This is a genomic window from Duganella sp. SG902 (assembly GCF_013376005.1).
GTDB lineage: Bacteria > Pseudomonadota > Gammaproteobacteria > Burkholderiales > Burkholderiaceae_D > Rugamonas.
The window spans coordinates 720722-734542 of the sequence record NZ_JABMJK010000001.1; the positions used below are offsets into that span (position 1 = coordinate 720722).

Below are 13821 nucleotides of genomic sequence, written 5' to 3' on the forward strand. Positions count from 1 at the left end.
TCGAAAAAGGCTTAACTTTGCGGCATCAGGATCAAGTCCCAGCCAACGTCGTCAGGCGACGGCCATGCCCTCATGGTCGAACACATGCCAGCGCTCCGGCGCCACCTGCACCCTCGCCATCTGGCCGTTTCGCCAAACCGCCTCGGCGTCCACCCGGGCGATAAGCTGCGTGCCCCCGCCGTCCGGCGTCAGATAGACGTAGCTGGCATCGCCCAGCAATTCAGCCGCCTGCACCATCACCTCGATGCCGCTGCCACCGCCGGGCGCCAGCGCCATATGCTCCGCCCGCACGCCCAGCGTGACGCTGCCCCCCACCACCACGCCAGCACGCGCCGACACTGGCGCCAACGCACCGCCAGCCACACGTACAGTCATCAACTGCGCATCGATCGCCTCCACCTTGCCGGCGATCAGATTCATCGCCGGCGAACCGAGGAAACCGGCCACAAACAAATTGGCCGGCTTCTGATACAGCTCCAGCGGCGCACCAACCTGCTCCACCACGCCGCCGCGCAGCACCACGATGCGGTCCGCCAGCGTCATCGCCTCCACCTGGTCATGGGTCACGTAGATCATGGTGCTGCGCAGTGTGCGATGCAGGTTTTTCAGTTCGATGCGCATCTGCACACGCAAGGCCGCATCCAGATTGGACAGCGGTTCATCAAACAGGAACACCTCGGGCTGACGCACAATGGCGCGGCCTATCGCCACGCGCTGCCGCTGGCCGCCGGACAGCTCTTTCGGCTTGCGCTCCAACAGCGCTTCGATCCGCAGCACGGCCGCCGCCTGCATTACCTTGTCGCGGATGGCGGCGGGCGGCAACCCGGCCAGTTTGAGCGCGAAGCCCATGTTGTCGTACACCGTCATATGCGGATAGAGCGCGTAGCTCTGAAACACCATGGCGATGCCCCGCTGGGCCGGCGGCACATGCGTCATGTCCTTCCCGCCGATGACGACCACACCCTGGTCCGGGCTTTCGAGCCCGCAGATGGTGCGCAACAGCGTCGACTTGCCGCAACCGGATGGTCCGACGAACACCACAAACTCACCATCCGCGATGCTCAAATCGATACCGCGCAATATCTGCTGCTGGCCGAAGCCTTTACGGATGCCTTGTATTTCCAATCCCGCCATGCGCGTCCCCTTAGCCCAGCAGTACTTCGATATGATGCGTTCCGCCACCGCCGCGCAACGGAATGCGCGCCACGCCATCTTGCGGCGCCAATGGCTGACCGTCGACCGTCACGCCCACCACGCGCTGCGCGCTGCCCTGAGGATTCCTGGCCACGATGTGATACTGCCCGCCGTCCGGCGCGGCATAGCGGATGCTGAACTCCGGCCAGTCATCCGGCACGCGCGGCGCCAGCACGATATGATTGCCGTCTTCGATGCGGAAGCCCAGCACCGATTCCAGCCCCACGCGGAACATCCAGCCGGACGAGCCGGTGTACCAGGTCCAGCCGCCGCGTCCCACATGCGGCGCTTCGCCATAGACGTCGGCCGCGATCACATACGGCTCCACCTGATACACCGCCACCGCCGCCGCATCGAGCGCATGGCTGACAGGACTCAGCATCTCCAGCAGCCGCGCGGCACGGTCACGCCGTCCCGCTTCAGCCATCGCCCGCACCGCCCAGCAGGCGGCGTGCGTGTACTGGCCGCCGTTCTCACGCACACCGGCCACGTAGCCTTTGATGTAGCCCGGATCATTGGGCGTGTTGACAAAGGCTGGCGTCAGCAGACGAATCAGGCCATCCTGTTCCGACACCAGCCGCTGCTCCATCGCGTCCAGCGCCTGATTGGCGCGTTCCTGCGGCGCGGCGCCGGAAATCACCGCCCACGCCTGGGCCAGCGCGTCGATCTGGCATTCGTCGCTTTCCTTGGAGCCGATGACGGCGCCGTTGTCGTAGAAGGCACGCCGGTACCAGCCGCCATCCCAGCCATCGGCGTTCAGCGCGTAGTCCAGGTGATCGTGATAAGCACGGTAGATGAGCACCCGCGCGTGATCGCCGCGCTGCTCGCAGATAGGCAGGAAATCCTTGATGATGCGAGACAGGAAAAAGCCCATCCACACGCTCTCGCCACGCCCTTCGCGGCCAACGCGGTTCATGCCGTCGTTCCAGTCGCCGGTGCCCATCAGCGGCAGACCGTGCGCGCCCTGGGTCAGGGAGCGGTCCAGCGCGCGGCAGCAATGCTCGTAGATGTCGGCGCTGTCGCCGGACAGCTCCGGTTTCAGGTACACCTCATCCTCGCCCTCTTCCAGCAGCCGGGCTTTCAGGAAAGGCTCGACTTCATCCAGTACGCCGCGGTCGCCGGTGGTATTGATGTAGAAGGCGGTGATGTACGGCAGCCAAAGCAGGTCGTCCGAAAAGCGCGTGCGCAAACCTTGCTCCATCGGCGCCGTGTGCCACCAGTGCAGTACATCGCCTTCCACGAACTGGTGGGCCGCGTGAATGCGGATCTGCTGGCGTGTCAGGTCCGGGCGCGCGTACACCATGGCACTGGAATCCTGCAACTGGTCCCGGTAGCCCAGCGCGCCGCCGGACTGGTAGAAGGCCGAGCGGCCCCAGATGCGACAGCTCAGGTTCTGATAGGCCAGCCAGCCGTTCAGCATCAGATCCACCGCCGGCGTCGGGGTCCGCACCTGTACCGCGCCGACGGTGCGGCTCCAGAACGCGGTGATCTCGTCATACGCGTTCTGCACCGCGCCCGGCGCCGCGTAACGTCGCACCAGCTCCAGCGCCGCTTGGCGCTCCACCGTTTCGCCCAGCAGGAACACGCATTCCAGCGTGGCGCCCGGCGCCAGTTCGTGCGTGGCCTGCAGCGCGGCGCAGGGATCGAGACCGGCGCCGCTGACGCCATCCAGGCGCGGCGCCGCCAAGGCCGCAGGACGCGCTGGGCTGCCATGCAGGCCGATGAACGAGGCACGGTCCGCGCTGTGATGTACTTCAGCGCCATGAGCCAGGAATGCGGCAAACGTCACGCCATCGGCAAACACCCCGGCCATCGGGTTATGCGCCAGCAGCACGCCCGACGGATCATGCTCGGTGACGACAAAGCGGCTGCTGTCGGCGGGCGTGCCGCCCAGTACCAGACGCTGGTAGGAGAACAGCGATAGCCGCCGCGCCGCCGCGCCAAGGTTGGTCACGCGGACGCGCACCAGCTTGACCGGGTCGTGGCGCGGCACGAACATGGTGGTTTCCTGCTCCAGTCCATGGCTGACATGGCGGAAGCGCGTGTAGCCGAAACCATGCGCGGCCTCGTAGCCGGCCGCCGTCGGCGTCGGACCTGGCACCGGCGACCAGAATTGGCCACTGTCCTCATCGCGGATGTACAGCGCCTCGCCATGCGGATCGCGGATCGGATCGTTGTACCACGGCGTGAGGCGGTGCACGCGGCTATTGCGGCTCCACGTGTAGCCGGCCCCGCTGTCGCTGACCAGGAAGCCGAAATGTTCATTGGAGACGGCGTTGGTCCAGGCCAGCGGCGGCCGGTGCAGCCCGCGCCGTGCATCCCAGTCCATACGGATCACGTATTCATCGCCGGCGTCGTTAAAGCCGCCGTTGCCATTGAAGAAGCGCAGCGCGGTGCCGTCATCCAGCGAAGCCGGGCCCTCCGGCTGTGCGGCGCCAGCGCCGATCATCTGGGCGGCTGGCGCGGCGCCGTCCGGGTGGTCCAGCGATGGTAATGCTTCACGCACCACCAGCAGCGCATTGAGTTCGATGCGAGCCAGCTCCGCGGACGGCAGGCTGGAGGGGTCACGCACGTAGAGGCCTTCCTCGGCAGGCCATGCGTCCGGCGCGCCAAGCAGCAGCACATTCAGGCGCAGACCGAGCGCAGACCAGTAGCGGCGCGCACCCAGCAGGAGTTCGATGTCTGCATCACCGGGGCGTGCCGCGTGCAGAAGCACATGGACCGTCGGCAGCCCTGCGGCCGCGCTGGCGCTGGTGGCCCTGACCACGGCGCTGGCGGCGGCCAATGCGGCCGGGGGGGCGCGCAGGCCGGACTGGCCGTACAGGATCGCACCGGCGAGGCGCTGGCAGTATTCCGCCTGCGTAGCGCTCAAGCCGATCCGCTCGCGCAGGGCCTTGCCAGCGGCGCGCGCCGCATCCATCAGTGGCAGACCATCGTCGCGTAGCGCATCGGCCAGCGTCAGCGCCTGTTCGCGGTTGGCCGCCGCGCCAAGCACGAACAGCACGCGCGCCACTCCTCCCGGCGTCAGCGTCACGCTGCGACGCAGACTGAATGCCGGATCAAGTACATTGCCGGCGGTGCCCGACAGCGCGCCGTCCATGCCGGCCGGTGCGCGCAGGTCGCGGCCACGGCCAACGAAACGGGTGCGGTCGGTCTCAAAACCGGCCGCGTCGCCGCCAGCCGCCGCGTGCATCATCCACAGTCCGGCCTCGCCCTCGCCGCGTGGACGGCGGCGCGCAAGCAGTACACCGTTGGCCGCATCGTGCTCGGTCTGGACAAACAGCTTGGAGAAAGCCGGATGCGCGGCTTCGTCAGACTGACGGTTCAGCACCACCTCAAGATAGCTGGTCACATCGATCCGGCGCGGACGCTCGGACAGGTTGCGCAACAAGATGCTGCGCACCTCCACGTCCCGCACGGGATCGACAGCCGCTTCCAGTCTCGCCTCGACGCCGTTGGCGACCACGCTGATCCAGCAACTGCCGTCATCACCGCCGGCATCACGCCGGGCGCCGTCAACGTCACAAGGTTGCGCGCCCAGCGACCATTGCTGGCCGCTGTCGGCGTCACGCAAATAGAAGAAATAGCCTTCCGCGTCTTCAACGCGGTCGCCGCTCCAGCGCGACAGCATGGTGTCGCCTACGCGGCTGAAGCCTGTGCCGGCGCCGGTCAGCAAGGTGGTAAAGCTGCCGTTCGACAGCAGTTGTGCGTGGCGCATCAGTGGATGGGTCATGATCTTTATACGGTTGTGTTCAGGCAGGCGCCATTGCTGGCGACGATATCGGCATACAGGTAGGCGCTGTCTTTCAGCGTTCGCTGCTGGGTGGCGAAGTTGACGTGAATGATGCCGAAGCGCTTGGCGAAGCCCAGCGACCATTCAAGGTTGTCGAGCAGCGACCACACCATGTAGCCCCGGATGTCCACACCCTGCGCCAGCGCTGCGCTCAGAGCGCCCATGTTCTTGCGCAGGCAATCGACGCGCAACGGGTCGTGCACGCGGCCGCTCTCCGCGACAGGCGGATCGTAGAAGGCAGAGCCGTTTTCCATGATGTAGAGCGGCGTGTCGCCGTAGCGCTGTTTGAAGTTCAGCAGCGTGTCGGTAAGCCCTTGCGGGAAGACTTCCCAGCCGGTTTCGGTGTATGTGGCCTGCGGCTGGCGCACCGGTGCCACCTTCAGCGGCCAATTGGACGGCTCGTTGCGTACCACGGCACGTGTGTAGTAATTGATGCCGACGAAGTCCAGCTTCTGGCGGATCAGCGCGAAGTCCTCGGCCGGCCAATCCGGCCAGGCGTCGCCAAACATCTGCTTGAGCTCCGGCGGGTATGCGCCGAGGAAGATCGGATCGAGATACTGGCGGTTCATATAAGCGTCGGCGCGCCGGGTCGCGTCCAGGTCTTCCTGCGATTGGCTGGCCGGGTACTTCGGCTCGATGTTGACGACGATGCCGATCTGGTGCCGGCCAATTTCCCGGTAAGCTTTGACGGCGCTGCCGTGTGCGCGCATCAGGTTGTGGCTGGCCAGCGCCGCCTCGTGCAGGCTGCGGTGGCCCGGCGCCAGCGTGCCGTGCATGTAGCCGCCGTCCGTCACCACCCACGGTTCATTCAGTGTGGCCCAGGATTTGACACGGCCATCGAAAGCCTTGAACAGGATGCGTGCGTAATCGGTGAACCAATCGGCGATGTCGGGGTTCAGCCAGCCGCCGCGATCGTCAAGTGCCGCCGGCAGATCCCAGTGGTACAGCGTGACCAGCGGTTCGATGCCGTTCGCCAGCAGTTCGTCGATCAGACGGCTGTAGAAATCCAGGCCGGCCTGGTTGATGGCGCCCCGCCCCTGCGGCAGGATGCGGCTCCAGGAGATGCTGAAGCGGTAGGCCTTGAGTCCCAGCTTTGCCATCAGCGCCACGTCCTCCTTGTAGCGGTTGTAATGGTCGCAGGCGATGTCGCCGCTGTCGCCGTCGCGCACATTGCCCGGCACCGCGCAGAACCGCTGCCAGATGCTGGCGCCGGCGCCATCGGCCAGCGGCGATCCTTCGATCTGATAGGCGGAGGTGGCGCTGCCCCACAGGAAGCCGGGTGGGAAGTGGATGGTTTGGCTCATTGGTCGGTATCCCTCGAAGTTAAAACGGTGCGCCATCGATCAGCAGGACCGCTGGCAGGCTGGTAATCGTGATCTGGCGTCCCTGCCAGTTCACCGGCTGGCCGTTCAGGACTGCCGCACCGGGTGCGGTGGACCACGGCCAGGTGTAGATCACGCCGCCGGGCGGCATGTGCGGCATGGCAGCGACGCGCAGCGCGACGCTGCCGCCCTGCCGGGCAAGCGTGTAGCTCAGCGGGCCGTATGGCGTGCGCAATCCCTGCAGACCGACGCCATCGCCGGCCAGCCATGCGGTGGGAATGCCTTCCGCCAGCAGCAGCGCGTGGTCGGATTCGCGCTCGTAAGCGAAGGAATCCAACGCGGCGCGGATGTAGTCGGAGGAGATCCAGCCGTGCGGCATGTCGCCTAGGAAGCGCGGCTCGCGCGCATCGCGGCCGACCACTTCGGCCCACTGGTTCCAGGCGCGTGGGCGCTGATCAGCGTAGAAGTAGTCCAGCAGTTGCGCCGCGCGCTCGCGCCAGCCCATGCGGATGAAGGCGCTGACATTGCGCAGTTCGTAGGGTGTGTAGTCTTCCCACGCCTTGCCGCCGTCGCGTCGCGCAAGGAAGAAGTCCCAGTATTTCTCATAGGTTGCGCTCAGCAGCGCGGCTGGCAAGTGATGTTGTTCGCCGCCGGGCGTGAGAGCGATGGTGGACGAGGTGGGGTCGAAGTCGCCCAGTTCGGCCGCGCCAGGCAGGTAGTTGATGCCATGGGCGCGGGTGCTGGCGGCCAGTGATGCATAGAGGTCGTGGCGGAATTCGTCACGCTGCGCGGCGAAACGGCGGGCGGCGTCGGTGTGGCCCAGAATGGCGGCGATATCGGCGGCGTCCTTGTAGCCGCGCATGGCCCAGAAGTCGTCCCAGTAGGAATGCATGGGCTTCTCGGAATAGCCTTCGTGGCTGATCGACGCTGGCATCAGTCCGAACAGCGCCTCGCGGCCGGCGGCGCGGTTGGCTGGCGTGCGCTCGGATTGACGCAACGTCTCCATGTAGTCGGCGGAGGCTTCGACGCGCGGCCAGATCGCCGCCAGTGCCGCCTTGTCGCGCGTGTAGCGATACAGTTCTGCGGCGAGGAAAATCAATTCGCCATGGCTGTCGTTTTCCGGCACCGGGTCGGCGCCGCGCCGGTCCACGCAGCATGGCACTTTGCCGTTGTCAAACTGGTACGGCGCGTACCAGCGCAGGTAGCTGGCGGCGGTTTCCGGTTGGCCGAGCCGCAGCAGCGCTTCGGACATCATGGCGCCGTCGCGTATCCATGAGCGGCGATAGGAACGGGTGCCTGGCTGGATGGCATCGCCTTCGCGGCTCATCAGGATGTGGGCCAGCGAGGAACGCAGAGTGTCGGCCATGTGTTGGCCGGCCGAAGGCACCGTCAACGTGACATGATTCAGTTTGACGCGCCATTCGTCCGCAACCCGCGCCTGCCGGGCGGCGAGCCAGGGGACGGTGACGGTGGCCGGCCTATCGTTGGCCGTACCGGCCATCGGCAGTACAGCGCCGAGCGCCACACTGCCGCGTGCAGGCAGCACAATGTCGTAACTGAGTGTGGCGGAGGCCATGCCGGCGTCGTCATGCAGCACCTGGGAGACAGTGCTTCGTGAACTGCGCCGGCGTTGCGACAGCTCAGGCAGCAGGCCGGCGTCAAAGGAGGATAGCGCGACGCTGGACGGTGTCACGACGGGATAGACTTTGCCGCTGCCATTGACGCTGAGCGCCTTGCCGTCCCACGCCACGTCGCTGATGGCGCTGTAGCCGCCGGGGGTGTTGAGGAACTGGCGCGGCGCGTTGACCTGAAATGGGCGAGCAGCCAGCACCAGCGTCAGTTTCTTTTCCGTCGGCTCCAGGTTGGTGAGCGTGTAGCGCGCCAGAAGTTGCGACGCCGCTGGCGTGCCGTCGGCGGCCGCGGTGACGCTCAACGTCCATGACGGATGCCGCCAGGTGACCGTCGGCACCGGCAGGTAGCCGTCTTCCAAACTTTGGCTGACCTCCACATCGGCCCAGCTGACCAAGCGCCCGCCATCGCGGACAAACGGCTCTAGCGAGAAGCCGCCCTGCCTTGCCTCCAGTGCACCATCCTCTGAAATCAGCGCGCTATGATCGCCGCCGCCATCCACGCCCACCAGCGTCCAATAGGGTTGTTGGCCGCTGAAACCGCGTGGATACAGGCCGCGTGACGCTGTCGCGGCCAGCGCCGAGATGAACTGGTTGGGCGTGGCGCCATAGGCGAGATCCTTCAGTTCCACTTCCGCCAGGGCGTATCCGGCGCCGAGCCCGGCGTGCAGTGAGAGCCGGATGTAGCGCGCTTCCGATTCCGGCAGCCGCAATGGATCGCCGCCGCCGTTGCCGGCGCTGACGCGGCGTACGGTGCGCCATTCACGGCCATCATCGGACAGCGCGACGTCGTAACGGCTGGCGTAGCGGCGATCCAGCCAATGCAGCAGCAGGCCGCCGAACTCGCGGGATGCGCCGAGATCGATCACCAATTGCTGCTCGCCGCGCCGGCTGATCCACGCGCTGGCTGGATTGCCGTCAAGCGCCAGCGCGGCGCCGCCGTGTGGCACGTCGGACGACGCGCGCGCACGTGGCTGCGGCCACGAGACCGGCGCCGGCGGCAGTTCGCGGATTTGCAGCTGGCGCAGATAAACCGAGCCCTTGCCGCCACCGCTGCCGGCGCTGATCACAAATTCCAGCCGCTCGGCATGCGTCAGACGACGGTCCTTGGCCGGTCCCCAAGCAAACGCGATCTGGCGCTTCTTGATGCGTACCAGTTGCCACGTTTTCGGGAACTCGTAGTCCTGCTGCTGGAACCACCAGACGTTGTCGCCACTGGCATCGGTGAGCTTGAACTCAAAATGGTTGACCGGCGCGTCGGCGCGCACATAGAACGAGATCTCGTAGTTTTCCGGCAGGTAGAGCGGCAGGCTGCGGCGCACGAAGGCATAGCCTCCCCTGCCGGCGAAGTCGAAATCCAGCCGCAGGCCGCCGTCAGCCGCGCTGGCGCGCGACTGCACGCCATCCGAAGCCTGCGCCTGCCATGCGGCGATGTCGGAAAAATCGTCCAACACGCGTGATGACGCGGCGGCATTGGCAGTCATGGCGGCCAACGCCAGCACCAGGGTAACGAAGGAGCGCAATATCTTCATCCCTTCACACTCCCCACCAGCAGGCCCTGGATGTAATAGCGCTGCAAGCCAAGGAACAGCAGCAGCACCGGCAACACGGTCAGCACCGATCCGGCCATCATCAGTTCGTTATCCTGCACATGCTCGCGCGAGAGCGACGCCAGCGCCACCGGCAGTGTGTACAAGTCCTTGTCGGTCAACACGATCAGCGGCCACATAAAATCGTTCCAGGTGCCGAGGAAAGTGAAGATGCCCAGCGTGACCAAGATAGGCGTCAGCAACGGCAGCACGATGATGCGGAAGATCTGGAACTCGCTGGCGCCGTCCATGCGCGCCGCCTCCAGCAGCGCGTCCGGTATCGTCAGCGCGTACTGGCGCACCAGGAAGATGCCGAAGATGCCGGCCATCGCCGGCACCAACACCGCGCCGTATGTATTCACCAGCCCGAGATACTTCAGTAGCAGGAACAGCGGCAGCATCGCCACCTGGCTGGGAATCACCAGCGCGCCCAGCATGGCCTTGAAGATGCGTTCGCGCCCCTGGAAACGCAGCTTCGCGAACGCATAGCCGGCGCTGACATTGAACAGCAGCGACAGCACCGTCGCCGCGCAAGACAGCAGTACGCTGTTGAGCAGATACTGGCCAATGCCGGCATGGCTGAACAACTCACGGTAGTTATGCAGCGTGGCGGATTGCGGCAGGAACCGCAGCGGGAAACCGCTGGACTCGCCCGGCGCCATCAGCGACGCGGACAACATCCATAACAGCGGGAACAGCGTCAGCACGCCGGCGCCCAGCATCAGGCCATTCAGCAGCAAGGCGCGCGGCTTCATACCTCGCCTCCCTTGGCAAAGCGCAGCTGCAGCAGCGTGACGCAGAACATGATCGCAAACAGCACGAACGCCACCGCCGACGCGGCGCCCAGATTCCACCACTTGAAGCCCTGCTCGTACATGAAGTACAACACGCTGACCGTGCTTTGCACCGGCCCGCCCTGCGTCATCACATACGGCTCGGCGAACAGCTGGAAGTAGCCGGTCATGCTAAGGATGCTGACCATCAGTAGCGTCGGCCCCAGCATCGGCCAGGTCACGTAGCGGAACTGCTGCCAAGTACTGGCGCCATCCAGTCCCGCCGCCTCGTACAGGTCCTCTGGGATGCTCTGCAATCCCGCCAGGAAGATGATCATGTTGTAACCGAAGTTCTTCCACACCGCGAACAGGATAATCGCCGGCATGGACCACTGCGGATCGTTCAGCCAGTCCACCGCCGGCAGGCCCAGGCCCTGCAAGCCATGGTTGATCATGCCGTAGCGCGTGTGCAGCAGGTAGCGCCAGATCACCGCCACCGCCACCAGCGACGTCACCACAGGCGCGAAGAACGCGGTGCGGAACAGACCTTTGCACCATGTCAGCCGCGAATGCAGCAGCAGCGCCGCGCCCAGCGAGGCGGCGATCGACAATGGCACGCCAACCATCACAAAGTACAGCGTATTGCCCAGCGCCTGCCAGAACAGCGGCGTTTGCAGCAGCCCGATGTAGTTGCGCAGCCCGACGAAGCGCAGGTTGCGCAGATCGGCCAGCGCGTAGATGTCGAAATCGGTCAGGCTCATGACCAGCGCAGCCAGCACCGGCAGGAAGAAAAACACGCTGATGACCAGCAGCGCTGGCGCCACGAAGCACCAGGCGGCACGTTGCGAATTCATCGCGCCTCCTTCCGCGCCAGCATCCAGCGGCGCTTTTCCAGTATGTGGTCGGCCTTGGCGTCGAGCAGCGCGGCAGCCTGTGCCACCGTCAGTTCGCCGTGCGTGACGCGCTCCGCGACCAGCCGCATCTCGGTGGCGATCTGCTCCCATTCCGGCACCTTGGGCGTCGGACGCACACGCTCGAACTGCTGCGCGAAGGCGCGTGCGTGGACGTCATTCGCCAATCGGGGCATGGCCCAGTTGCTGCGGCGCGGCGGCAGGTCGCCGGTCAGTTCATGGAAGCGCGCCATGGTCTCGGTGCGCGACAGGTACTCGATCAGCTGCCAGGCCTCGGCCTTGTGGCGCGACGAGGCGGCCAGCACGAGACTGGAGCCACCCGCCACCGAAGCGGCAGGTCCGGCGGGGCCAGGCAGAATGGCGGTCATCCATTCGTTCTGCTGCTCCGCCGGCAGCCGGCGTTTGAATTCGCCCATATTCCACGGCCCCGATATGTAGAACGACACATAGCCCATGCCGAATTCGTGATAGACATTGGTGATGCGGTTGATCGGCGCCAGCTTCTGCGCGTACATGTCCGCATACAGCTGCAGCGCGCGCTGAAAACCGGCGCTGCGGAAATTGCCATAGCGGTCGCCGTCGCGCAGCAGCGGTTCGTTCTGCTGCAGCGCGAGTGCCAGCAGCGGTTCGAATTCATCGCTGGGCAGCAGGATTGCGTAGTTGTCTGGGCCGACGATGCGCTTGATCGCGCGCATCGCCGCCATCCAGTCGTTCCAGGTCTTCGGCGGTTGCGCGTAGCCGGCGCGCTTCAGCAAGTCCTGCCGGTAGAACATCACGCGCGTGTCCACATACCAGGGCAGTCCCCACAGCTTGCCATCGACCACATTGGTATCCCAGATGCCGGGGAAGTAGTCTTCCTGCTTGACCACCGCAGATGCGGCGACATGACCATCCAACGGCGCCAAGGCGTTCAGCACTTCAAACTCCGGTATCCAGGTATTCCCAAGCTGGAAGACGTCCGGCATGACTTCTCCGGCGAAGGCTGTCAGCAGCTTTTCGTGCGCGGCGGTCCATGGCAGCTGCTGCACTTCGACGCGCACGCCAGGATGCGTGCGCTCGAATTCCGGTATCAGCGCGGTGACTACTTCCCCCTCGCGGCCCATGGCCCAGAACTTCAGCACCACGCCCTGCTGCTGCCGCTGCGTGCAGGACGACAGCAGTGCCGCCAGCGACAACAGCAGCGCAATGGACACACGCCGCATCATTTCTCCAGCCAGCCGCCGGTGAAGCCGGCGCGTTGCAGCCCAAGACGGATGGCCGGGTGGCGGCGCATGACGCGCCAGACCAGCTCATTGCGATAATTCTCCGTCATGGCGATGATCGGCCCCTGGTCGATGCCCAGGTAGTCCTTGTCCACCCAGCCCTTGCCCGCCACCACCTGTCCCTGCGACACCGGCACGTTGTACTTGAAGCTCGGATTGAAGGCGTCGTAGAAGCCGTATTCGCCGTAGATGAAGTCACCGTAGCGCTGCTTCATCTCCAGCACCGCCGGCACCACGATCTCCGGCGCGAACGGCAGCGACGAGGCGGCGGCGGTCGGCGCCAGCGTGCAGTCGTCGTAGGCTTTCAGGCCGCCGATGCCGCGTGCCGAGTAGGTGCGGAACGGCAGCTGCGTGCCTTTGTACTCCAGCACCTTGTCGACCGGGCCATCGCTGGCGGTGATGCCCCATACGTTCTGTCCATAGCCTTCGCAGCGCAGCGGATTGGCGACAGCGTAGGCTTGCTGCGCATAGGTGGCGCGGCGGCTGTTCTCAAAGTAGTCGTACCCGCGCGCGCGCATGTACTCGTCGCGGATGCCGCGGAAATCAATCCACACATGGCTGTACTGGTGGACGAACAGCGACGGGAAGCCCAGATGCTCCTGCGTGCCCTTGCCTTCCAGGCTTTTGTCGTATGTACTGGTCCAGGCCTTCCACGCATCCGGCTGCACCGGATGCGTGGGCGATCCCAACGCCAGCACGTAGATCAGCATTGCCTCGTTATAGCCCTTCCAGTCGTAGCCGTGGAAGCCGGTCTCCGGCTCCCATCCCAGGACAATCGATGGCTTGCGGGCCTGCGCCCAGGTCCAGTCGACCCGCTCGTAAATCTCTTTGGCCAGCTTGCGGATCTCCTGTTCGCCAGCGTCGCTGCCGTCGAAATAGGATTCACAGAACAACGCGCCGGCCAGGAACAGCGCGGTGTCGACGGTCGACAGTTCGACCTTATCGTTGTGGCGCAAGCCTGTCTTCATATCCAGGAAGTGGTAGAAGAAGCCCTTGTAGCCGCTGGCCACCGTGCCCTTCCCCGGCCCTTGCGGCGCGTTGCGGAAGAAGCGCAAGGTCGCCAGCACGCGGTCGCGCGCCTGATGGCGCGTGATGTAGCCGCGCTCCACGCCGATCGGATACGCCGTCAGTCCAAAGCCCACCGCCGCCACGCTGGAAAACGACGGCGTCGGATAGCGGTCCGGCACCAGCCCGTTGGCGGGATTGGCGGTGTCCCAGAAAAAGCGGAAGGTACGTTGCGAGATGTCGTCAAACACCGGAGGCAGCGAGGTGTCGCGGGCCGGCGCGGGCGCGGCGCCGGACAGCGCGCAGCAAGCCAGCATCCAATTCAGAACGGTACGATAGCGCAT

Annotated in this window: 8 protein-coding genes; all 8 read right to left on the minus strand. The window is 65.4% G+C overall.

Annotated elements, in window-relative coordinates:
- Positions 1-51: 51 nt before the first annotated feature.
- The 8 genes from FHW83_RS03255 to FHW83_RS03290 are packed head-to-tail and all read right to left on the minus strand — an operon-like array spanning position 52 to position 13821.
- On the minus strand, positions 52-1134 hold the full coding sequence (locus tag FHW83_RS03255; RefSeq protein ID WP_176644887.1) for an ABC transporter ATP-binding protein: 1083 nt from the start codon (positions 1132-1134) through the stop codon (positions 52-54).
- A gap of 10 nt (positions 1135-1144) precedes the next feature.
- Positions 1145-4927: a GH36-type glycosyl hydrolase domain-containing protein gene (locus FHW83_RS03260; RefSeq protein WP_176644888.1), complete on the minus strand. Its 3783-nt coding sequence runs from the start codon at positions 4925-4927 to the stop codon at positions 1145-1147.
- A 5-nt stretch (positions 4928-4932) separates the two neighbouring features.
- Positions 4933-6291 carry a GH1 family beta-glucosidase gene (locus FHW83_RS03265; RefSeq protein ID WP_176644889.1) on the minus strand — a complete coding sequence of 453 codons (1359 nt, stop codon included), beginning with the start codon at positions 6289-6291 and terminating at the stop codon, positions 4933-4935.
- Between the two features lie 19 nt (positions 6292-6310).
- Entirely contained in the window at positions 6311-9469 is a 3159-nt protein-coding gene (locus tag FHW83_RS03270; RefSeq protein WP_176644890.1) for a discoidin domain-containing protein, read from the minus strand.
- A complete protein-coding gene (locus tag FHW83_RS03275) occupies positions 9466-10281 on the minus strand; it encodes a carbohydrate ABC transporter permease (protein ID WP_176644891.1) in 816 nt (271 codons plus the stop codon). The genes FHW83_RS03270 and FHW83_RS03275 overlap by 4 nt, the downstream gene beginning before the upstream one ends.
- A complete protein-coding gene (locus FHW83_RS03280; RefSeq protein ID WP_176644892.1) occupies positions 10278-11153 on the minus strand; it encodes a carbohydrate ABC transporter permease in 876 nt (291 codons plus the stop codon). Before FHW83_RS03280 ends, FHW83_RS03275 begins: the two co-directional genes overlap by 4 nt.
- Positions 11150-12412, minus strand: coding sequence for a sugar ABC transporter substrate-binding protein (locus FHW83_RS03285; RefSeq protein WP_176644893.1), 1263 nt, complete (start codon positions 12410-12412; stop codon positions 11150-11152). The genes FHW83_RS03280 and FHW83_RS03285 overlap by 4 nt, the downstream gene beginning before the upstream one ends.
- Positions 12412-13821 (minus strand): glucoamylase family protein, encoded by a 1410-nt coding sequence (locus FHW83_RS03290; RefSeq protein ID WP_229223995.1) that lies wholly within the window; start codon positions 13819-13821, stop codon positions 12412-12414. The genes FHW83_RS03285 and FHW83_RS03290 overlap by 1 nt, the downstream gene beginning before the upstream one ends.

Coding starts and splice junctions, on each gene's coding strand:
- FHW83_RS03255 (WP_176644887.1), bottom strand. CDS start 1,134: ATGGCGGGATTGGAAATACAAGGCATCCGTAAAGGCTTCGGCCAGCAG.
- FHW83_RS03260 (WP_176644888.1), bottom strand. CDS start 4,927: ATGACCCATCCACTGATGCGCCACGCACAACTGCTGTCGAACGGCAGC.
- FHW83_RS03265 (WP_176644889.1), bottom strand. CDS start 6,291: ATGAGCCAAACCATCCACTTCCCACCCGGCTTCCTGTGGGGCAGCGCC.
- FHW83_RS03270 (WP_176644890.1), bottom strand. CDS start 9,469: ATGAAGATATTGCGCTCCTTCGTTACCCTGGTGCTGGCGTTGGCCGCC.
- FHW83_RS03275 (WP_176644891.1), bottom strand. CDS start 10,281: ATGAAGCCGCGCGCCTTGCTGCTGAATGGCCTGATGCTGGGCGCCGGC.
- FHW83_RS03280 (WP_176644892.1), bottom strand. CDS start 11,153: ATGAATTCGCAACGTGCCGCCTGGTGCTTCGTGGCGCCAGCGCTGCTG.
- FHW83_RS03285 (WP_176644893.1), bottom strand. CDS start 12,412: ATGCGGCGTGTGTCCATTGCGCTGCTGTTGTCGCTGGCGGCACTGCTG.
- FHW83_RS03290 (WP_229223995.1), bottom strand. CDS start 13,821: ATGCGCTATCGTACCGTTCTGAATTGGATGCTGGCTTGCTGCGCGCTG.